We start from the raw sequence: 19,925 nt of genomic DNA on the forward strand, positions 1-19,925 counted from the left end.
GGAGACCGAGCGCCCCGCCCCCGCCGAGAGCAACCGCCGGCGGATCATCGCCGCCGCCACCCGGCTGCTCGCGGAGAAGGGGCGCGAGGCGGTGTCGACCAGAGCCGTGGGCGCCGCGGCCGGCGTCCAGGCGCCCACCATCTACCGGCTCTTCGGCGACAAGCAGGGGCTGCTCGACGCGGTCGCCGCCCACGGCTTCGCGAGCCACATCGACGACAAGGCCGCACTGGAGCTCACCGGCGACCCGGTGGAGGACCTGCGCAGGGGCTGGAACTTCAACACGGAGTTCGGCCTGGCCAACCCGGCCCTGTACACGCTGATGTACGCCCAGCCCAGCCCGGGCACCCCCTCCCCCGCCGCCGTCGCCGCGCTGGAGATCCTCGCCGCGCACGTCCACCGGATCGCCGAGGCCGGACGCCTGCGGATCGACGAGGCGCGCGCCACCCACCTCGTGCACGCCGTGGGCGGCGGCACCACCCTCTCGCTCATCGCCACCCCGGAGGACCGGCGGGACATGAGCGTGTCCCACCTGGCCAGGGAAGCGGTCATCGCCGCGATCACCACCGAGGCGCCCGCTTCCCCGCCCCCCGGCCCGGCCGCGGCAGCCGTGGCGCTGCAGGCCCTCCTCCCCCGGACCGGCGCCCTCACGGCGGGCGAACGCGCCCTGCTGACCGAACTGCTCGACCGCATCTCGGCCGCCCCGGACGAGCACACCTGACGGGAAGGCGCCCCGCGAGCAGCAGGCTGCCCGGTTATCCGTGGTGGGCCAGGACGACCCTGCCGCCGATCTCCACCGTGCCGTCCGGCGCGGGCGCCGTGAGGATCTGGGAGCCGCGCCCCTGCCTGATGTTGAGCGCGCGCCCGAGGCGGGCGCTCAGCAACAGCGCCGCGGCCCCCGTCGCCTCGTCCTCCGCGATGCCGTCGTCCCTTCGGGGGAACGCCCGGGCCCGCACCCGCCCCGCCGCCTCCTCCTCCCACGCCCAGGCGTAGAGCCAGCCGTCGCCGGGCGGCGGCGCGGGGAGCGCGTCGACCTCGGCGGCCGAGGCGTACTGCTCCAGGGTGCGCGGCGGGGCCCACTCCGGGCGGGCGGTGATCCAGGTGAACTCCCCGTCGTGGCGGGCGAACACGTCGCCCACTTCCAGCTCCAGGACCTCCAGGTCGAGCAGCCAGGCGGCGCCGACGACGGGATGCCCGGCGAACGGCAGCCGGAGCCCCGGGGTGTAGATGTCGAGCCGGCCGCGCTCGGGGTCGTCCACGAACACGGTCTCGCTGAAGCCGAGCTTCCCGGCGAGTTCCTGCCGGTCCGCGCGGCCGGGGATGCGGCGCCCGTCGCGTACGACACCGAGGGCGTTGCCGTGCCGGCCGTCCGGGTCGCAGAACACGCGGAGGATGTCGGTGCCGGCGGGTACGTCGTAGTCGCTCACGCCCGCATTCAAGCATCCGCGCGGACACCGGCCGCCGCGGTCACGCCGGAGGCCGCGCCGCCCTCATCTCTTGACCTGTGCATTACCTGTGCGTGGTACGTCCATGGGTCGGCCGTGATCGGGCCGTTTCCGGGACCTCGCGGTGAGAGCTGAATCACTGCGCGGGCGGGTATCGGACAGATAAGCCTGGGCTAAGTTAGGTCCGCCTCACCCGGCTTGGTCCGGCCCCTCACCGCCTTCTCCCTCATCCTCAAGTGGAGCCCGCATGCGAGCCGTTCGCCTCTCCGTCGTCACCGCAGCCGCCACCGCGGCCGCTCTGACCGCCGTCACGGGCTGCGCCGAGAAGAGCGACGGAAAGGGCGAGGGGGCGGTCCAGGTCGTCGCGAAGGACGATTCCTGCGAGGTCTCGAAGAAGAAGCTGCCGGCCGGGCACATCGAGTTGGCCGTGCAGAACAAGGGCTCCAAGGTCACCGAGGTCTACGTCCTGTTCCCGGACGACCGCATCGTCGCCGAGCGCGAGAACATCGGCCCCGGCACCAAGGCCACCATCACGGCCGAGATCAAGGCCGGTTCGTACGAGATCGCCTGCAAGCCCGGCATGAAGGGCCACGGCATCCGGCAGAAGATCGAGGTCAGCGGCGGCAAGGCGGCCAAGCGCAGCCCCGAGATGGACAAGGCCGTCGCCGGGTACCGCACCTACGTGCAGGCGCAGGCCGACGAGACCCTGCCGAAGGTCAAGGTCTTCACGGACGCCGTCGCCGCCGGGGACATCGAGGCCGCGAAGAAGGCGTACGCGAACTCCCGCGTCGGGTGGGAGCGCACCGAGCCGGTCGCCGAGTCCTTCGGCGACATCGACCCCAAGGTCGACGTCCGCGAGGACGGTCTCGAGGACGGCCAGAAGTGGACCGGCTGGCACCGCCTGGAGAAGGCCCTGTGGCACGACAAGAAGCTCGGCGCCGAGGAGAAGGCCCTCGCGGCGACCCTCTACAAGGACCTGGCCGACTGGCAGAAGCGCGTCGGCACCGCCGACATCACCCCGACCTCGATGGCCAACGGCGCCAAGGAACTCCTCGACGAGGTCGCGACCGGCAAGGTCACCGGTGAGGAGGAGCGGTACAGCCACACCGACCTGGTCGACTTCAAGGCCAACGTCGAGGGCGCCGAGCAGTCCTACGACCTGCTGAAGGCGATCGCGGCCAAGAACGACGCCGCGCTCACCGCCACCCTGGGCAAGCGGTTCGCGGAGCTGAACAAGCTGCTCGACAAGTACCGCGAGGACCCGTCCTCCTACGACTTCACCTCCTACGACAAGGTCGGCAAGGCGGACCGCAAGGAGCTGTCGGACGCGGTCAACGCACTGGCCGAGCCGCTGTCCAAGCTCGCCGCCGCGGTCACGAAGTAGCCGGCCGGAAAGAGGCTCCGGGCATGAGCGAGGAAACCCACGAGGCACCCGCCGGCGGAAGCGCCCCGTCGCGGCGCGCGCTGCTGGGCTGGGGCGGTGCCGGGCTGGCGCTCGGCGCCACCGCGGCCGGGGTGGGCGTCGCCGCGGCCCGCTCCGACGACGGCGGCCGGACCACGGCCGCGGACAGCGGCGCCGCCGTGCCGTTCCACGGCGCGCACCAGGCCGGAATCGCCACCGCCGTCCAGGACCGGCTGCACTTCGCCGCGTTCGACGTGACGACGAAGGACCGGGCCGAACTGGTCGCGCTGCTCAAGGAGTGGACCCGGGCGGCCGAGCGGATGACCGCCGGGCACGCGGTCGGCGACGGGGCGTACGGGGGCCTGCCCGAGGCTCCGCCGGACGACACGGGCGAGGCGCTGGGGCTGAAGCCGTCGCGGCTGACGCTGACCATCGGCTTCGGGCCCTCGCTGTTCGCGAAGGACCGGTTCGGGCTCGAAGGGCGGCGGCCCGGGGCGCTGGTGGACCTGCCGAAGTTCCCCGGTGACAACCTCGACAAGGCCCGCAGCGGCGGCGACCTGTGCGTCCAGGCGTGCGCGGACGACCCGCAGGTCGCCGTGCACGCCATCCGCAACCTCGCCAGGATCGGCATGGGGCGCACCGCGATCCGCTGGTCGCAGCTGGGCTTCGGCAAGACGTCCTCGACGACGCCGGACGCCCAGACCCCGCGCAACATGCTGGGCTTCAAGGACGGCACCCGGAACATCTCCGGCACCGACACGGCCACCCTCGGCCGGCACGTGTGGGTCGGGGAGGGCGACGGCCCCGACTGGATGACCGGGGGTTCGTACCTGGTGGCCCGGCGCATCCGGATGCACATCGAGACCTGGGACCGCGCCCCGCTGCAGGAGCAGGAGGACGTCTTCGGCCGCGACAAGGGCGAGGGCGCCCCGGTCGGCAAGGCGAAGGAGCGCGACGAGCCGTTCCTGAAGGCGATGCTGCCGACCGCGCACGTCCGCCTCGCGCACCCGGACAGCAACGACGGGGCGATGATCCTGCGCCGGGGCTACTCCTTCACGGACGGCACCGACGGCCTCGGCCGGCTCGACGCGGGGCTGTTCTTCCTGGCCTACCAACGCGACACCCGCAAGGCGTTCGTTCCCCTGCAACGGCGCCTGGCGGCACACGACGCACTCAACGAGTACATCCAGCACGTGGGTTCGGCGCACTTCGCCGTCCCGCCGGGCGTCCGCGACAAGGACGACTGGTGGGGACGGGCGCTGTTCTCGTAACGGGACTCGAAGCGGAAAGGGAACCGAGACGTGTTCAGCAACTTCCTGATCGGGCTGCGTGAAGGGCTTGAGGCCAGCCTGGTCGTCTGCATCCTCATCGCGTACCTGGTGAAGACCGGCCACCGCGACCGGCTGGTGCCGATCTGGATCGGTGTGTCGGTCGCCGTCGTCGTCAGCCTGGGCTTCGGCGCCGGGCTGGAGTTCGGCTCGCAGGAGATGACGTTCAAGGCGCAGGAGGCGCTGGGCGGTTCGCTGTCCATCGTGTCGGTGGGCCTCGTGACCTGGATGGTCTTCTGGATGCGGCGGACCGCCCGCCACCTCAAGGCGGAGCTGCACGGCAAGCTGGACGCCGCGCTCGCCATGGGCACCGGCGCGCTCGTCGCGACCGCGCTCCTGGCGGTCGGGCGGGAGGGCCTGGAGACCTCGCTGTTCGTGTGGCGGGCGGTGCACGCGGCGGACGACGGCTGGCACCCGATGATCGGCGCGGTCCTCGGCATCGCCACGGCGGTGGTGCTGGGCTGGCTGTTCTACCGGGGCGCGCTCAAGATCAACCTGGCGAAGTTCTTCACCTGGACCGGCGGGATGCTGGTGGTCGTCGCGGCGGGTGTGCTGGCGTACGGCGTGCACGACCTCCAGGAGGCGGAGTTCCTGGGCGGTCTGCGGAACCGGGCGTTCGACATCAGCTCCACGATCCCGCCGGACAGCTGGTACGGGACGCTGCTGAAGGGCACGTTCAACTTCCAGCCCGACCCCACCGTCCTCCAACTCACCGTCTGGGTGCTGTATCTCGTCCCGGCCCTCGCGCTGTTCCTGTCCCCGGTAGGGTTCGGACGGTCAGTGGCGACGGATCAGAAGGCGCGGAAAGCAGCGGATGGGAAGTCTGAGGCCGGTACGGCGGGTGGCGGGACTCGCGGTGGCGACGGCGCTGAGCCTGACGGCGAGCGGGTGCGTGACGGTGCACGGCGAGCGGGCAGTCGTACCGGCGGCGACGAGGGCTGAGGCCGCCCGGGCCCTGAAGGACTTCACCGCCGCGTACAACGCCGCAGACAAGGCGTACGATCCGGCGCTGGACGCGGACGTGGTGACGGGTTCGCTCGGTGCCGTCAACCAGGCGGGGCTCAAGGCCCGGCACCGGATAGCACCCACCGGCAATTCCCGGCACCGGCCGCTGAAACTGACCGACGCCCGTTTCGTCATCCCGGAGAAGGCGGGCTGGCCGCGCTGGTTCCTCGCCGACACGGACTCCAACCGCGACACGGAACAGGGCGAGCAGGACAGCCGCTGGCTGCTGGCGTTCACGAAGACCGGCCCCGACGCGGGCTGGAAGGCCGCCTATCTGTCGGTCGTCGCCCAGGACCGGCTGCCCGCCCTCGCGAAGGACGCCGCACCGGTCGCGGCGCAAGGACCGGGCCTGGCCGTCGCGCCGCGCGATCTCGGCACCCGGTACGCGCAGTACCTCCAGAAGGGCACCCCGGACGTCTTCGCGCCGGGGGCGGCCACCTCGCAGTGGCGGGAGGCGCGGCTGAACACCCGGCGGGCCGGGTTCTCGTACCAGTACGCCGACCAGGCGCTGGACGGCGGCGCGTACGCCCCGCTGGGGCTGGCCACCGAGGACGGCGGGGCGCTGGTCTTCTTCAGCAGCAGGCACTACGAGCGGCAGACCGCCGCGCAGGGGCTGCGTCCGGCGGTCGACCCCGATGTGGAGGCGCTGCTCACGGGTGAGGTGAAGAGCACGCTGACCAAGGAGCGGGTCTCCAGCCAGTTGGTGTACGTGCCGAAGAAGGGCGCCGGCACGGGCAAGGTGTCCGTGCTCAGCCGGCTGCCCGGGCTGACCTCGGCGCAGGGCTCGTAAAGGCCGCCACGGCCCCGGTCCCGGCTACCGGCGCAGCGGCCAGGCCACCGATTCGTGGTCGACCTCGCTCTGGCCCTCGGAGCCGACGAACCGCGCGCAGGCGTCGGTCAGCGTCTCCAGGAGCGTCAGCGGGTCCGGCAGCGGGTGCTCGGGGCCGCGCAGCCAGGCCACGTCCAGCTCACCGGGGAGCTGGGCCGGGGGCAGCAGGACATAGCTGCCCCGGCAGTGCCAGCGCAGGCCGGGGTGCTCGTCCATCGTCTCGGGGTGGCAGTCCAGCTCGCACGGCCACCACTCGTCCTCGTCCTCCGGGGTACCGCGGGTCGCGGTGAAGAACAGCATCCGGTCGTCGCCGGAGCGGGCCACCGGGCCGACCTCGACCCCGGCCGCGAGGAGCCGTTCGAGGGCCTGCTCGCCGGCGGCCAGCGGGACGTCGAGGACGTCGTGGATCATGCCGGTCGCGGTGATGAAGTTGGCCTGCGGCTGACTGCGGGCCCAGCGCTCGATCTGGGCGCGGTCGGTGGTGGACTGCGTCTGCCAGGCGAAGGAGAGCGGATGGCGGGCCGGGGTGGGGCAGCCGATGCGTTCGCACGAACATCGGTAGCCGACCGGGTGGGCGGCGGGCGCGATCGGCATTCCGGCCTCGGCGACAGCCAGGAGCAGCGCCTCCCGTGCGGTGTCGTCGACCTCGCGTCGCTGCGGTTTGGGTCGTCGCCGCAGCCACTGGGAAATCTTGCTCTCTGAGCCGCGATTACGGCCGAAATCGGCGCCCATCTATCCCCTTGCCTTTGCGTTGCCCCTGCCCATGGTCCCACCATCCTGCGCCTCGGGTGGCCGGAGTCCGGAAGCGGGGTGGGACGGCCGATGCCGCACGGGGGGCATGATCACACGCTTTGTCATGAAAAAGCCCGTATGGTGACCTGTCCCGGCGGGGCCGCGCCACGCGCCCGGGGTCCGCGTCCGCGCGAACCACCCGTTCGGACCACAGCGCCGGCGCCCCGTACGGCGCACCATGAGCTCACGCACACACCCGTGCGACGCACCGGCCGCAGCGGCCACCAGCCGCCGCGACGATTCGTGAGGAGCCCCAGTTGCCTCGTGAAGCCACACCCCGGCACTACCTCATGTGTGCCCCTGCCCACTTCAAGGTGACGTATTCCATCAATCCGTGGATGGATCCCACCAAGCCGGTCGACCTGCCGCTGGCGCAGACCCAGTGGGAGGACCTGCGCGACCGCTACCGCGCCCTCGGCCACACCGTCGACCTGCTGGAGCCGCGCCCCGACCTGCCGGACATGGTCTTCGCGGCGAACGGGGCCACGGTGATCGACGGCCGGGTGCTGGGCGCCCGCTTCGCGTACCAGGAACGTTTCGAGGAGGCGGCCGCCCACCGCGACTGGTTCCTCGGCCACGGCTTCACCGAGGTCCACGAGCCGGACCACGTCAACGAGGGCGAGGGCGACTTCGCGGTGACCGCCGCGTACGTGCTGGCGGGCCGGGGTTTCCGGTCGTCGCCGCTCTCGCACGCGGAGGCGCAGGAGTTCTTCGGGCGCCCGGTGATCGGCCTCGACCTGGTGGACCCGCGCTACTACCACCTGGACACGGCCCTGTGCGTGCTCGACGACGCGGCCGGCGAGGTCATGTACTACCCGCCGGCCTTCTCCCCGGGCAGCCGGGCGGTCCTGGCGCGGCTCTTCCCGGACGCGCTGATCGCCGGGGAGGCGGACGCGGCGGCGCTCGGCCTGAACGCGGTGAGCGACGGGCTCCACGTCCTGCTGCCCCAGGCCGCGACGGGGCTGTTCGACCCGCTCCGGGCGCGGGGCTACGAACCGGTGCCGATGGACCTGAGCGAGCTGCTGAAGGGCGGCGGCAGCGTGAAGTGCTGTACGCAGGAGCTGCGCGGCCAGGGGTCGCACACGCGTTAAGCGGCGTCCTTGGGGGGCGGCCAGGCGTCGCCCCAGTCGGTGTCCCGGGCGGCGCGGTACAGGGCGCCGTGCCGCTTGGTGACCGTCTCCCGGCGCAGCCCCTCCTCGCGGGTGCAGAGGTCCAGGAGCACCTGCCCCTTGCGGATCTGGGGCCTGCGGACGACCCGGGCGGCCGCGGGCAGGGGCGTGAACCGGGTGGCGACGACGTAGCTGAACTTCTCGTCCTCGTACGCCAGTGAGCCGCCCTTGACCTGCCGGTGCAGCGAGGAGCGGCTGACCCGGGCCGAGAAGTGGCACCAGTCGGTGCCCGGCTCGATGGGGCAGGCGCCGCTGTGCGGGCAGGGCGCGGCGACGGTGAGCCCGGCGGCGGTGAGCCGGTCGCGGGCCTCGATGATCCGGGCGTAGCCGCCCGGGGTGCCGGCCTCGACGACCACGACGGCCTGGCCGGCCGCGGCGGCGGCGTCGATGAGCGCGGTGCGGGCGGGGCCGGTCAGCTCGTTGAGCACGTAGGAGATCGTGACGAGGTCCGCCGGGGCGAGGTCGAGGTCCTGGCCGATGCGGGCCCGCCGCCAGTCGGCGGTGCGCAGGGCGGTCGGGCCGCCCGCGGCCAGTTCGCGGCCGAGGGCGAGCGCGGGCTCGGCCCAGTCCAGGACGGTGGTGCGGTGGCCCTCCCACTCCCCGGCCACGGCCCAGGTCGCCGCCCCGGTGCCGCCGCCCACGTCGGTGTGCGTGGCGGGCGCCCAGTCCGGGGCGGCCTCGCGGAGGGCGGCGAGGGCGGCCCGTACCGCCTCGAAGGTGGCGGGCATCCGGTACGCCGCGTACGCGACCACGTCCGCGCGGTCGCGGAGCACGGGGGCGTCGGTGGGGATCGTGCCCCGGTAGTGGGCGATGAGCCGGTCGACGGCCTGGCCGGCCTGCTTGGGCGGCAGCCCGTCCAGGAGTCCGGCGAGGGCCGCACGCAGGGCGTCCGCGGTGGGGAGGGTGGCGTTCACCGAAGGATTGTAGGCGGGGCGGGGCGCCCGTCAGATCGTGGAGGGACGCTGCCAGGGGCGGCACAGGCCCAGGAAGCAGGCGAGGGCGCCCACCGCGCAGACCAGCTGGACGACGGCCATCGGCACCGCGGTCTCCTCGCCGGCGATGCCGACCAGCGGGGAGGCGATGGCGCCGATCAGGAACTGCGAGGTGCCGAGCAGCGCGGAGGCCGATCCGGCGGCGTGCTTGGTACGCATCAGCGCCTGGGCGTTGGTGTTGGGCATCGCCAGCCCCATCGCCGCCATCAGCACGAAGAGCCCGGCGGCCACCGGCACGAGACCGACGTCGCCGAAGACACCGGAGGTCATCAGGAGCAGCGCGGTCGCGGCGGCCACGATGACGACGAGTCCGAAGGTGAGGGCCTTGTCCAGGCTGACCCGGCCGACGAGCAGCTTGCCGTTGATCTGGCCGACGGCGATCAGCCCGATGGAGTTGATACCGAACAGCAGGCTGAAGGTCTGCGGTGAGGCGCCGTAGATCTCCTGAATGACGAACGGCGAGGCGCTGACGTACGCGAAGAGGGCGGCGAAGGCGAGGCTGCCCGCGATCATGTAACCGGTGAAGACCCGGTCGGCGAGCAGGCCGCGCATGGTCCGCAGGGCGTCGCCGATGCCGCCGGTGTGGCGCTCGGCGGGCGGCAGGGTCTCGCCGAGCCACTTCCAGACGACGAAGGTGAGCAGGATGCCGACGGCGGTCAGGACCCCGAAGATGCCGCGCCAGTCGGTGAGGCGCAGGACCTGGCCGCCGATCACCGGGGCGATGACGGGGGCGACGCCGGAGATGAGCATCAGCGTCGAGAAGAACCGGGCCATCGCGACGCCGTCGTACATGTCGCGGACGACGGCGCGGGAGATGACGATGCCGGCCGCGCCCGCGAGGCCCTGGATCAGGCGGAAGGCGATGAGGAGGCCGGCGGACGGGGCGAAGATGCAGAGCGCGGTGGCGAGTACGTAGACGGCCATGCCGAGGAGGAGCGGGCGGCGCCTGCCCCAGCGGTCGCTCATCGGTCCGACGACGACCTGGCCGAGCGCCATGCCGGTGAGGCAGGCGGTCAGGGTGAGCTGGACCGTGGCGGCGGGGGCGTGCAGCGAGTCGGTGACGGCCGGAAGGGCCGGGAGGTACATGTCCATCGACAGCGGCGGGAGCGCCGTGAGGCCGCCGAGGACGAGGGTGACGAGGAGGCCCGTGCGCCGGGCGGCGGGGGTGGCGGCTCTCCCGGGAAGGGGGGTCGCGCTCTGTGGGGTGGTGGTGTCGGTGGTGCGTATCTGCTGGGCCCGGCTGACGCCGCTCTCCGGCATTCTCATCTCCATAGTTGTTGAATCCGGCTCTATGCTCTCAGCTCGGCGGGGATGGTCGACACCTTTTTGGGAGCGTGCATGAGCAGGACTGTCCGTTGGGGCGTGCTGGCGACCGGCGGGATCGCGGCGACGTTCACCGCCGATCTCCAGGCCATGCCCGATGCGGAGGTGGTGGCCGTGGCGTCCCGCTCGGACGCCTCGGCGCGGGCGTTCGCGGAGCGGTTCGGGATACCGAGGGCGTACGGGGACTGGGCCGGTCTGGTCGCGGACGACGAGGTCGACGTGGTGTACGTGGCCACGCCGCACTCCGCGCACCGGGAGGCCGCGGCGCTCGCGCTGGAGGCCGGGAAGCACGTGCTGTGCGAGAAGGCGTTCACGCTGAACGAGCGCGAGGCGCGGGAGCTGGTGAAGCTGGCCCGGGACCGCGGGGTCTTCCTGATGGAAGCGATGTGGACCTACTGCAACCCCGTGATCCGGCGCCTCACCGAGCTGGTGCGGGACGGGGCGATCGGGGAGATCCGCACCGTGCAGGCCGACTTCGGCTTCGCGGCGGACCTGGGCCCCGATCACCGGCTGCGCGACCCCCAGCTGGGCGGCGGGGCGCTGCTGGACCTGGGCGTCTACCCGGTGTCGTTCGCGCAGCTGCTGCTGGGCGAGCCGGACCGGGTGCGGGCGGACGCCCTGCTGTCGCCGGAGGGCGTGGACCTGAACACCGGGATGCTGCTGGGCTGGGAGTCGGGCGCCAACGCCCTGCTGTCCTGCTCGATCGTCGGCCACCACCCGACGGCCGCCACGGTGATCGGGACGGGCGGGCGGATCGACATCCCGCACAGCTTCTTCCACCCGCAGGGCTTCGTGCTGCACCGGGCGGGCGCCGAGCCCGAGGAGATCACCTCGGGCCCGGGTCCGCAGGGCCTGTCCGGGATGCAGTACGAGGCGGCCGAGGTGATGCGGGCGGTCCTGGCCGGCGAGACGGAGTCCCCGCTGGTGCCGCTGGAGGGTTCGCTCGCGGTGATGCGGACGCTCGACGCGGTCCGTGACCGCATCGGCGTCCGCTACCCGGTGGATGCCGTCTAGGCGGGCTTGAGGCCCGGGTCGCCGGCCTCGGTGACGTAGGAGCCGGCGGTGGTGACGGGGGCGCCCGGCGTCGTGACGGCCGAGACCGTACGGAAGTCGGCGCGCGCCGCGCGCTCCTGGAGGGTGACGACGGCGTAGCCGCGGCGCCCGTTGTAGAACTTCAGGTGCGGGTTGGCCGCCATCAGGTTGTTGTAGTTGGACGGCTTCTCGGAGCCGTCCTTCCCGCTGGTGATGGAGGTCGTGACGATCTCGGTGCCGACGGTGCGCGACGCCGGGTCGTCGAAGTCCCGCTTGATGTCGAAGCCGTAGCTGACGTGCACGTCGCCGGTGAGGACCATGAGGTTGTCCACGCCGACGCGCTCGGCGCCCTTCAGGATGCGGTCGCGGGAGGCCGGGTAGCCGTCCCAGGAGTCCATGGACAGCTTGAACGCGTCGGTGGGCACGTCGCGCCGCTGGGCGAAGGTGACCTGCTGGGGCACGACGTTCCAGGTGGCGTGCGAGTGGCGCCAGCCGTCGATGAGCCAGCGCTCCTGGGTGGCGCCGGTCAGGGTGCGCTTCGGGTCCTCGGACTCCGGTCCGGGCGTCTGCCAGCCGTCGCCGTACGCCTGGTCGCTGCGGTACTGCCGGGTGTCGAGCACGTCGAACTGGGCGAGCCGGCCGAAGTTCAGCCGCCGGTAGAGCCGCATGTCGGGGCCGGTCGGCCGCTGGGGCGCGCGCAGCGGCTGGTTCTCCCAGTAGGCGCGGTACGCGGCGGCCCGGCGGATCAGGAACTCCTCCGGCGGCACGCTGTTCTCCGGGGTGTCGCCCGCGTAGTTGTTCTCGGTCTCGTGGTCGTCCCAGGTGACGACGAAGGGGTGCGCGGCGTGGGCGGCGCGCAGGTCCGGGTCGGACTTGTAGAGGGCGTAGCGCAGCCGGTAGTCCTCCAGCGTCGCCGTCTCCCGGTTGAACAGGGCGGGCAGCGTGCGGTCGGTGTACTTGCGGGCGCCGCCGACGGCGGTGACGGCGTACTCGTACAGGTAGTCGCCGAGGTGGAAGACGACGTCGACGTCCTCCTGGGCGAGGTGCCGGTACGCGGTGTAGTAGCCGTCGTGGTACGCCTGGCAGGAGACGGCGGCCAGGGCCAGTTCGCGCTTGCGGGCGCCGGGCGCCGGTGCCGTACGGGTGCGGCCGACCGGGCTCGTCCACTGTCCGGCGCGGAAGCGGTAGTAGAGCACGCGGTCCGGGGCGAGGCCCTGGACCTCGACGTGGACGCTGTGGTGGAACTCCGGGTGGGCGTACGTGGTGCCGCGCCGGACGACGCGGCTGAACCGCTCGTCGTGCGCCAGCTCCCAGCGGACCTCGACGCGGGCGTCCGGGAGGCCGCTGCCGGGTTCGAACGGGCGGGGCGCGAGCCGGGTCCACAGGAGGACCGAGTTCGGCAGCGGGTCGCCGGACGCGACGCCGAGGGTGAACGGGTCCTCGCCGATCTGCCGGGCCTCCATCTCGCGGGCACTGGCGGTCCCGGCGGCGGGCAGGCCGACCGAGAAGGCGAGCGCGGCGGCGGCGCCGGTGACCGTGAGGAAGCGGCGGCGGTCCGTGTGCCGGGCCGCTTCGCGCAGCTCCTGCTGTGGCGATGAGTGCGTCATCTGTCCCTCCCCTGACTGGTGGTGTGGGGGAAGTCCAGCGGCCCGGCGCATCCAGAGGCTGACGTGTTCGCGTCGTGCGGGCGTCGCCCGGATGAGGAGTGCGGCAGGATGGTGCCCCCAGGGGCAAACTCCGCGTTCGCGGCGAAATCCATGATCATCGTCCGGCTCCGCACGGGCGCGGGAATCGCCGGGGCCCCGCCCCGAATCACCCCGCCGGGGCTGCGCGTACGCTGCCCCGGCATGAGCAACAGTCTGTTGAATTCCGCGGAGAACCCCCCGGCGAAGACCGCGGTGGTGACGGGCGCCGGTTCCGGCATCGGCCGTGCGGTGGCGCTCGCCCTGGCCGGCGCGGGCTGGTCGGTGGCGCTGGCGGGCCGCCGCCCGGAGCCGCTGGCCGAGACGGCGGCCCTGGCCGGTGAGCACGCCCGGGTGCTCGCCGTCCCGGCCGACGTGACCCGCCCCGAGGACGTGGACGCGCTGTTCTCCTCCGTACGGGAGTGCTTCGGCCGCCTCGACCTGCTCTTCAACAACGCGGGCACCTTCGGCCCCGGCGGGCCCGTCGAGGAGCTGGCGTACGACGACTGGCGCGGGGTCGTCGACGTCAACCTGACGGGGGCGTTCCTCTGCGCGCAGGCCGCGTACCGGCAGATGAAGGAGCAGGACCCGCGGGGCGGGCGGATCATCAACAACGGTTCGATCTCGGCGCACACGCCGCGCCCGCACTCGGTGGCGTACACCGCGACGAAGCACGCGATCACCGGGCTGACGAAGTCGCTGTCGCTGGACGGGCGTCCGTACCGCATCGCCTGCGGCCAGATCGACATCGGCAACGCGGCGACGGACATGACGGAGCGGATGCGCACGGGCACCCTCCAGGCCAACGGCGAACTCGCCGTGGAGCCGGTGATGGCGGCCGGTGACGTGGCCCGGACGGTGCTGCACATGGCGGAGCTGCCCCTGGAGGCGAACGTCCAGTTCGCGACGGTGATGGCGACGGCGATGCCGTACGTGGGGCGGGGCTGAGGACGCACCGGGAATGCCGTCGCCCGACGGGGGGTTGAGCCGCACATGACTGATCTCCCCGCAACCGGCATCCTGCGTTACACCGCGTTCTCCGCCGACCCCGAGGGCGGCAATCCCGCCGGGGTGGTGCTCGACGCCTCCGGTCTCGACGAGGCCGCCATGCTGGCCGTGGCGGCGGACCTCGGCTACAGCGAGACGGCCTTTCTGACCGGGCGGACCGAGGCGTCGGAGCCCGGTGCGCGCGGTTACGCGGTCCGCTACTTCAGCCCGAAGGCCGAGGTGCCGTTCTGCGGCCACGCCACGGTCGCCGCCGCCCTCGCGCTCGCCGAGCGGGACGGTCCGGGCGAGGTGGAGTTCGCCACCCCCGCCGGTACGGTGCCGGTCACCGTGGTCCGCGAGGGCGACGAGCTGCGGGCGACGCTGACCAGTGTGGAACCGCGTATCGAGGACGTCGGCGCGGGCGACCTCGCGGAGGCGCTGGCGGCGCTGGACTGGCCGGCCGCCGACCTCGATCCGGCCCTGCCGCCCCGGATCGCGTACGCCGGGGCCCGCCACCTCGTGCTGGCGGCGGGCACCCGGGAGCGGCTGGCCGCGCTGGACTACGACTTCGCGCGGCTGGAAGCGCTGATGCACCGGCTGGACCTGACGACCGTGCAGCTGGTGTGGCGGGCGTCCGACGCGGTGTTCCACGTCCGCGATCCGTTCCCGGTCGGCGGGGTGGTGGAGGACCCGGCGACGGGTGCCGCGGCGGCCGCGTTCGGGGCGTACCTGCGGGAGCTGGCCCTCGTGCCCGAGGCCGCCGTGCTGACCCTGCACCAGGGCGAGGACATGGGCCGCCCCGGCACGCTCACCGTGACGCTGGGGGCGGGCGACGCGCGGGTGAGGGTGAGCGGGACCGGCACCCGGCTGCCGGACCCGGCCTGACGCGGGGGCCGGTCCGCGTCAGCCGTTCCCCGGCGCGCCGGTGCACGGTGGCGGTGGCCGCCTGCCTGGCCGCCTCCAGGAGCAGGATGCCCGGCACATGGTCGTTGGGGCGGCCGAACAGCGTCGGGTGCCCGGTGTCGCGCCGCAGCGGCCGGCGCCCGGGGGCGACTCGGCGGCCCGCCCCACGGGTCGCGGCGCGAGCGGCGGGAGCGGGGGCACGGGGGGCGGCGGCGGACCGGTGGCCGCGCAGGCGGCGGCAGGCGGCGGCAGGCGGCGGCAGGCGGCGGCCGAGGTGCGGCTGATCCGCGAGCCGCAGACGGCGAGCACCGCCCCGGCCCGGCGCAGCATGAAGTCGACGCGCATCGAGCCAGGGCCGCGGCCCCGGCGGCGGATGTCGGAGCGGTTCACTCGGCCATGACGTCCCAGGGCTCGTCGCCGAGCACGAGGTGTCCGGCGGCGGTGGTGCGGCGCAGGCTCCCCCATCACGAAGGCGTAGCGGAGCGGCACCCCGAGTTCGGCGTGGCAGACCAGCATCGCCCTACCCACAGCTTCCAGCCACCCCCTTGAGGCAGCCCCTAGGGTTGGAGTGACCACCCGTCATCGATGCGTCAGGAGTGCCCCATGTCCGTGCACCGTGTGGTCCCCAACGTCCCGGTGGGCGCCGGCGGCGGGACCAGGACGGATGCGTCCGCCCTGCGGGACACCACCGCGTTCTACGGCCTGCTCGGCTTCGAGGAGGTCATGAACCATGGCTGGATCATGACCCTCGCCTCGCCCACCCAGCCGGCCGTCCAGATCAGCTTCATGACCAAGGACGCGACCGGCCCGGTCAACCCGGACCTCAGCGTGGAGGTCGCCGACGTGAACGCGGCGCACACCGCGCTCGTCCGCGCAGGCGCGGAGATCGTGTACGGCCCGCACGACGAGGAGTGGGGCGTGCGCCGCTTCTTCGTACGCGATCCGAACGGCCGCGTGATCAACGTCCTGGCGCACCGCTGAGCCGCCCGATTGCCCGGCCGCGTGACCGCGAGGGAGCCCGCGACCGGGCCCTCTTCGGCGTACTCCCCCGCCTTCCGCCGTTCGGGTAGCCCTGCCCCGGGTACACGCCGCTGGTGACCGGTGCGGCCGGGCGCCGGGCCCATGATGGCCGGTGGCCGCCGGGCCGGCCGAGGACCGGGCCGAGCGGGAGGGTGTATGACGTCGCTGGACGGGCGACCGGGTGCGGCAGCGGTGGACGGCCGGGAGCGGCGGGCGACCGAGCGGCGGGCGACCGAGCGCCGGGTGAGCGGGGGCGCGAGAGTCCTCAAGCTGATGTCGACGACCGACCACAAGGTCATCGGCGACCTGTATCTGGTGACCTCGTTCGCGTTCTTCCTGTTCGCGGGGGTGCTGGCCATGGTGATGCGGGCCGAACTCGCCCGCCCCGGCATGCAGATCGTCTCCCACGAGCAGTACAACCAGCTGTTCACCGTGCACGGCACGATCATGATGCTGCTGTTCGCCACCCCGACGTTCACCGGTTTCGCCAACGCGATCATGCCCCTGCAGATCGGGGCGCCCGACGTGGCGTTCCCCCGGCTGAACGCGTACACGTACTGGGTGTACCTCTTCGGCGGGCTGATGGTCGTCTCGGGGTTCCTGACGGCCAACGGGGCCGCCGCCTTCGGCTGGTTCGCCTACGCGCCGCTCAACGGACCGGTGTTCTCGCCGGGGTCGGGCGGGGATCTGTGGGTGATGGGGCTCGTGGTCGCGGGGTTGAGCACGATCCTCGGCTCGGTCAACTTCATCACCACGATCATCTGCCTGCGCGCCCCGGGCATGACGCTGTTCCGGATGCCGATCTTCACCTGGAACGTGCTCTTCACGTCGATCCTGGCGCTGCTCGCCTTCCCCGTGCTGACGGCGGCGCTGCTGGCTCTGGAGGCGGACCGGAAGTTCGGCGCGCACGTCTTCGACGCGGCCAACGGCGGGGCTCTGCTGTGGCAGCACCTGTTCTGGTTCTTCGGCCATCCCGAGGTGTACATCGTGGCGCTGCCGTTCTTCGGGGTGGTCACGGAGATCCTGCCGGTGTTCAGCCGCAAGCCGGCCTTCGGCTACGTGGGTCTGGTCGGCGCCACCATCGCGATCACGGGGCTCTCGGCGACCGTCTGGGCGCATCACATGTTCGCGACGGGCGGGGTGCTGCTGCCGTTCTTCTCGCTGATGTCGTTCCTGATCGCGGTGCCGACGGGCGTGAAGTTCTTCAACTGGATCGGCACGATGTGGCACGGTTCGCTGTCGTTCGAGACGCCGATGCTCTGGTCCCTGGGCTTCCTGGTCACCTTCCTGCTCGGCGGGCTCACCGGGGTGCTGATCGCGTCGCCTCCGATGGACTTCCATCTGACGGACACGTACTTCATCGTGGCCCACCTGCACTACGTCCTGTTCGGGACGATCGTCTTCGCGACCTTCGCCGGGTTCTACTTCTGGTGGCCCAAGTTCACCGGCCGGATGCTCGACGAACGGCTGGGGAAGATCCACTTCTGGACGCTCTTCGTGGGCTTCCAGCTCACCTTCCTCGTCCACCACTGGCTGGGCGAGCAGGGCATGCCCCGCCGGTACGCGGACTACCTGGCCACCGACGGGTTCACCACGCTCAACACCCTGTCCACCATCGGGGCGTTCCTGCTGGGCCTGTCCACGCTGCCGTTCCTGTACAACGTGTGGAAGACCTGGCGGTACGGGGAGCGGGTCACGGGCGACGACCCGTGGGGCTGGGGCCGCTCGCTGGAGTGGGCGACCAGCTGCCCGCCGCCCCGGCACAACTTCCACGCGCTGCCCCGTATCCGCTCCGAGTCCCCGGCGTTCGACCTGCACCACCCGGAGGCGGCGGCCGCCCCGGCGGGGAGGGCGGGCCGATGAGGGGCGAGGCGTGGCTGTTCAGCGGGGTGGCGCTGTTCTTCGCGGTGACCTGCGCGGTGTACGCGGTGTTCGCGCCGGACCCGGCGGGCATCGCGGCGCTCGCCGTGTCCGGCCTGATGGCGGCGCTCGTCTCCGCCTTCCTGTGGCGGCAGGCCCACCGCACGGCCCCCCGCCCGGAGGACCGCGGGGACGCGCGCGTCCAGGAGGTGAGCGGCCGGCGCGGGTACTTCCCGGCGCGCAGCTACTACCCGGCGATCAGCGCGGCCGGCACCGCGCTGCTGGGCCTGGGCACCGTCCAGGGGCTGTGGCTGTTCCTGATCGGGGTCGGCGTGCTGATCCCGGGTGTCTACGGCTTCGTCTTCCAGAATCCCGACCCGGCGCGCTGATCCTCCGCCCCGCGCGGCCCGGCCAGCAGTTCGCGGGCCTCCCGTTCCTGCTCCGGCGTCAGTGCGGGGCGGACCTGGTCGCGGTAGTACCAGTGGCTGAGCCGTGACCGCAGCCGCCGGGCGAGCCGGGTGCGGGCGGGAGCCAGCCGGGGCACGGGGACGTCCAGCGGCCCGGGCAGCTCCCGCGCCAGCAGGACGTACCGCTTCTCCGCAGGCAGCGGAGCGTGCTCGGGGTGGTAGCCGCCCTCCACCGACTGCTCCACACCGCCGGTCTCCTCTCCGTCCTCCAGCAGCTCCCGGTCCCGCGCCTGGAGCGCCAGGCAGAGCCGGTCGGTCACCACGAGGGCGATCGGCGGCAGGACGACCAGGGCGACGCGGAACGTCCAGGTCAGGGCGTGCACCGGTACGTCGAAGACGTCGGCGATGACGTCCTGCGCACCGGCGAGCAGCAGCACCGCGTAGGCGGTCAGGGCGCCCACGCCGAGCCCCGTGCGGACCGGACGGTCGCGCGGGCGGTCGCAGAGGTGGCGCTCGCCGGAGCCCTCGGTGATCCAGCGCTCGAAGAAGGGGTACGCGTACAGCACGAGGAAGAGCGCGCCGGGCAGCAGCACGCCGGGGACCAGCGGGTTCCACATCAGTGTGTGGCCCCACAGCCGGGTCTCGACACCGGGCATGAGCCGCAGGGCGCCTTCGAGGAAGCCGACGTACCAGTCGGGCTGGGAGCCGGTGGAGACCTGGTCGGTGCGATAGGGGCCGTAGTCCCAGACGGGGTTGATCTGCGCGAGGGCGCCCAGCAGGGCGAGCACGCCGAAGACCATGAAGAAGAGACCGGCCGACTTCGCCGCGTATTGCGGGAAGAACGGTTTGCCGACGACATTGCGGCCGGTGCGTCCCGGGCCCGCCCACTGGGTGTGCTTCAGGTGCACGACCAGCAGCAGATGCAGGCTGATCAGGGCGAGGAGCAGCCCGGGGACCAGCAGGATGTGGACGGGATAGAGCCGGGAGACGATGTCCTCGCCCGGATACTCGCCGCCGAAGACGAAGAGGCTCACATAGGTGCCGACGACCGGGATCGACAGCATGATCCCCTGCGCGGTGCGCAGCCCCGTACCGGACAGCAGGTCATCGGGGAGGGAGTAGCCGGCGAAGCCCTCCAGGAGCGCGAGGAGGAACATCGTCACCCCCACCATCCAGTTGACCTCGCGCGGCCTGCGGAAGGCGCCGGTGAAGAAGACGCGCAGCAGGTGCACACCGATCGAGGCGACGAAGACGAGCGCCGCCCAGTGGTGGATCTGCCGGATCAGCAGCCCGCCGCGCACGTCGAAGCTGATGCGGAGCGTGGAGGCGTACGCCTCCGACGTGCGGACTCCCCGGAGCGGGCCGTACGAGCCCGTGTACACCGACTCGGCCATCGACGGCTGGAAGAACAGCGTCAGGTAGACCCCGGTCAGCAGGAGCACGAGGAAGCTGTAGAGGGCGAATTCGCCGAGGAGGAAGGACCAGTGGTCGGGGAACGCCTTCCGCAGCAGCGACCGGGCGGCCCCGGCGAGCGGGAGCCGGGCGTCCACGGCGTCCGCCGTCCTCGCGCCCGCACGCCGCGCCCGGTCCGTCATCCGCCTCTTGCTCTTCGCCAGCAGCACGAGTCGCCCTTCCGTCGGCCGGTTGTCCCGCTTGTTGCGCGCCCGACGGAAGCGGTACCCCCGGATCCCGCGTTGTCACGGGTCGGCGGCGGGGTTACGCGCAACGGCGCCGCCCTCTTGCGCCGCTCGG

General features: G+C 72.6%; 19 protein-coding genes. 12 read left to right on the forward strand and 7 right to left on the reverse strand.

Annotation, left to right across the window (positions count from 1 at the left end):
- On the forward strand, positions 1–718 hold a 718-nt coding region (locus ACLQ2N_RS35265; RefSeq protein ID WP_425819749.1), incomplete at its 5' end, for a TetR/AcrR family transcriptional regulator.
- 34 nt (positions 719–752) lie between these two features.
- Here the strand turns inward: ACLQ2N_RS35265 and ACLQ2N_RS35270 are convergent.
- The gene (locus tag ACLQ2N_RS35270) at positions 753–1,424 is read right to left on the reverse strand and encodes a PhzF family phenazine biosynthesis protein (protein WP_425819751.1); all 672 of its coding nucleotides are present in this window, start codon (positions 1,422–1,424) and stop codon (positions 753–755) included.
- A 265-nt stretch (positions 1,425–1,689) separates the two neighbouring features.
- On the opposite strand from ACLQ2N_RS35270, the gene efeO reads away from it, so the two are divergent.
- From efeO to ACLQ2N_RS35290, 4 genes are read left to right on the forward strand one after another with little or no spacing between them, the layout of a single operon-like run.
- Positions 1,690–2,826: an iron uptake system protein EfeO gene (gene efeO / locus ACLQ2N_RS35275; protein ID WP_425819753.1), complete on the forward strand. Its 1,137-nt coding sequence runs from the start codon at positions 1,690–1,692 to the stop codon at positions 2,824–2,826.
- A gap of 23 nt (positions 2,827–2,849) precedes the next feature.
- A complete protein-coding gene (gene efeB, locus ACLQ2N_RS35280) occupies positions 2,850–4,115 on the forward strand; it encodes an iron uptake transporter deferrochelatase/peroxidase subunit (protein WP_425819755.1) in 1,266 nt (421 codons plus the stop codon).
- A 30-nt stretch (positions 4,116–4,145) separates the two neighbouring features.
- Positions 4,146–5,114 (forward strand): iron uptake transporter permease EfeU, encoded by a 969-nt coding sequence (gene efeU / locus ACLQ2N_RS35285; RefSeq protein ID WP_425819757.1) that lies wholly within the window; start codon positions 4,146–4,148, stop codon positions 5,112–5,114.
- The gene (locus ACLQ2N_RS35290) at positions 5,065–5,967 is read left to right on the forward strand and encodes a hypothetical protein (protein ID WP_425819878.1); all 903 of its coding nucleotides are present in this window, start codon (positions 5,065–5,067) and stop codon (positions 5,965–5,967) included. The genes efeU and ACLQ2N_RS35290 overlap by 50 nt, the downstream gene beginning before the upstream one ends.
- 24 nt (positions 5,968–5,991) lie before the next feature.
- Here ACLQ2N_RS35290 and ACLQ2N_RS35295 read toward each other — a convergent pair whose 3' ends face one another.
- Positions 5,992–6,738 (reverse strand): bifunctional DNA primase/polymerase, encoded by a 747-nt coding sequence (locus ACLQ2N_RS35295; RefSeq protein WP_425819759.1) that lies wholly within the window; start codon positions 6,736–6,738, stop codon positions 5,992–5,994.
- A gap of 299 nt (positions 6,739–7,037) precedes the next feature.
- Here ACLQ2N_RS35295 and ddaH point away from each other — a divergent pair, with 299 nt between their 5' ends.
- A complete protein-coding gene (gene ddaH, locus ACLQ2N_RS35300) occupies positions 7,038–7,889 on the forward strand; it encodes a dimethylargininase (RefSeq protein WP_425819880.1) in 852 nt (283 codons plus the stop codon).
- Here ddaH and ACLQ2N_RS35305 read toward each other — a convergent pair.
- Positions 7,886–8,881: a small ribosomal subunit Rsm22 family protein gene (locus tag ACLQ2N_RS35305; RefSeq protein WP_425819761.1), complete on the reverse strand. Its 996-nt coding sequence runs from the start codon at positions 8,879–8,881 to the stop codon at positions 7,886–7,888. The genes ddaH and ACLQ2N_RS35305 overlap by 4 nt on opposite strands.
- A gap of 30 nt (positions 8,882–8,911) precedes the next feature.
- Positions 8,912–10,219 carry a multidrug effflux MFS transporter gene (locus ACLQ2N_RS35310; protein WP_425819763.1) on the reverse strand — a complete coding sequence of 436 codons (1,308 nt, stop codon included), beginning with the start codon at positions 10,217–10,219 and terminating at the stop codon, positions 8,912–8,914.
- Positions 10,220–10,297: 78 nt separating this feature from the next.
- Between ACLQ2N_RS35310 and ACLQ2N_RS35315 the strand changes: the two genes are divergently transcribed.
- Positions 10,298–11,296: a Gfo/Idh/MocA family protein gene (locus ACLQ2N_RS35315; RefSeq protein ID WP_425819765.1), complete on the forward strand. Its 999-nt coding sequence runs from the start codon at positions 10,298–10,300 to the stop codon at positions 11,294–11,296.
- Here ACLQ2N_RS35315 and ACLQ2N_RS35320 read toward each other — a convergent pair.
- The gene (locus ACLQ2N_RS35320; RefSeq protein WP_425819767.1) at positions 11,293–12,921 is read right to left on the reverse strand and encodes an alkaline phosphatase D family protein; all 1,629 of its coding nucleotides are present in this window, start codon (positions 12,919–12,921) and stop codon (positions 11,293–11,295) included. The genes ACLQ2N_RS35315 and ACLQ2N_RS35320 overlap by 4 nt on opposite strands.
- A 240-nt stretch (positions 12,922–13,161) precedes the next feature.
- On the opposite strand from ACLQ2N_RS35320, the gene ACLQ2N_RS35325 reads away from it, so the two are divergent.
- On the forward strand, positions 13,162–13,944 hold the full coding sequence (locus ACLQ2N_RS35325) for an SDR family oxidoreductase (RefSeq protein WP_425819769.1): 783 nt from the start codon (positions 13,162–13,164) through the stop codon (positions 13,942–13,944).
- A gap of 45 nt (positions 13,945–13,989) precedes the next feature.
- Positions 13,990–14,868 (forward strand): PhzF family phenazine biosynthesis protein, encoded by an 879-nt coding sequence (locus ACLQ2N_RS35330; protein WP_425819771.1) that lies wholly within the window; start codon positions 13,990–13,992, stop codon positions 14,866–14,868.
- Here the strand turns inward: ACLQ2N_RS35330 and ACLQ2N_RS35335 are convergent.
- Complete coding sequence (locus ACLQ2N_RS35335; protein ID WP_425819773.1) at positions 14,792–14,965, reverse strand: hypothetical protein; 174 nt, start codon at positions 14,963–14,965, stop codon at positions 14,792–14,794. The genes ACLQ2N_RS35330 and ACLQ2N_RS35335 overlap by 77 nt on opposite strands.
- A 524-nt stretch (positions 14,966–15,489) precedes the next feature.
- On the opposite strand from ACLQ2N_RS35335, the gene ACLQ2N_RS35340 reads away from it, so the two are divergent.
- From ACLQ2N_RS35340 to ACLQ2N_RS35350, 3 genes are all read left to right on the forward strand, one after another.
- Positions 15,490–15,867 (forward strand): VOC family protein, encoded by a 378-nt coding sequence (locus tag ACLQ2N_RS35340; protein WP_425819775.1) that lies wholly within the window; start codon positions 15,490–15,492, stop codon positions 15,865–15,867.
- 195 nt (positions 15,868–16,062) lie between these two features.
- Positions 16,063–17,769 carry a cytochrome c oxidase subunit I gene (gene ctaD, locus ACLQ2N_RS35345; RefSeq protein ID WP_425819777.1) on the forward strand — a complete coding sequence of 569 codons (1,707 nt, stop codon included), beginning with the start codon at positions 16,063–16,065 and terminating at the stop codon, positions 17,767–17,769.
- On the forward strand, positions 17,766–18,155 hold the full coding sequence (locus tag ACLQ2N_RS35350) for a cytochrome c oxidase subunit 4 (RefSeq protein ID WP_425819780.1): 390 nt from the start codon (positions 17,766–17,768) through the stop codon (positions 18,153–18,155). The genes ctaD and ACLQ2N_RS35350 overlap by 4 nt, the downstream gene beginning before the upstream one ends.
- On the opposite strand, the gene ACLQ2N_RS35355 is transcribed toward ACLQ2N_RS35350, so the two are convergent.
- Positions 18,116–19,795 (reverse strand): cytochrome b, encoded by a 1,680-nt coding sequence (locus ACLQ2N_RS35355; RefSeq protein ID WP_425819782.1) that lies wholly within the window; start codon positions 19,793–19,795, stop codon positions 18,116–18,118. The genes ACLQ2N_RS35350 and ACLQ2N_RS35355 overlap by 40 nt on opposite strands.
- Between the last annotated feature and the right edge of the window lie 130 nt (positions 19,796–19,925).

The organism is Streptomyces sp. DT224 (genome assembly GCF_049844595.1).
Lineage (GTDB): Bacteria > Actinomycetota > Actinomycetes > Streptomycetales > Streptomycetaceae > Streptomyces.

Coding starts and splice junctions, on each gene's coding strand:
- efeO (WP_425819753.1), top strand. CDS start 1,690: ATGCGAGCCGTTCGCCTCTCCGTCGTCACCGCAGCCGCCACCGCGGCC.
- efeB (WP_425819755.1), top strand. CDS start 2,850: ATGAGCGAGGAAACCCACGAGGCACCCGCCGGCGGAAGCGCCCCGTCG.
- ACLQ2N_RS35295 (WP_425819759.1), bottom strand. CDS start 6,738: ATGGGCGCCGATTTCGGCCGTAATCGCGGCTCAGAGAGCAAGATTTCC.
- ACLQ2N_RS35310 (WP_425819763.1), bottom strand. CDS start 10,219: ATGCCGGAGAGCGGCGTCAGCCGGGCCCAGCAGATACGCACCACCGAC.
- ACLQ2N_RS35315 (WP_425819765.1), top strand. CDS start 10,298: ATGAGCAGGACTGTCCGTTGGGGCGTGCTGGCGACCGGCGGGATCGCG.
- ACLQ2N_RS35320 (WP_425819767.1), bottom strand. CDS start 12,921: ATGACGCACTCATCGCCACAGCAGGAGCTGCGCGAAGCGGCCCGGCAC.
- ACLQ2N_RS35325 (WP_425819769.1), top strand. CDS start 13,162: ATGAGCAACAGTCTGTTGAATTCCGCGGAGAACCCCCCGGCGAAGACC.
- ACLQ2N_RS35330 (WP_425819771.1), top strand. CDS start 13,990: ATGACTGATCTCCCCGCAACCGGCATCCTGCGTTACACCGCGTTCTCC.
- ACLQ2N_RS35340 (WP_425819775.1), top strand. CDS start 15,490: ATGTCCGTGCACCGTGTGGTCCCCAACGTCCCGGTGGGCGCCGGCGGC.
- ctaD (WP_425819777.1), top strand. CDS start 16,063: ATGACGTCGCTGGACGGGCGACCGGGTGCGGCAGCGGTGGACGGCCGG.
- ACLQ2N_RS35350 (WP_425819780.1), top strand. CDS start 17,766: ATGAGGGGCGAGGCGTGGCTGTTCAGCGGGGTGGCGCTGTTCTTCGCG.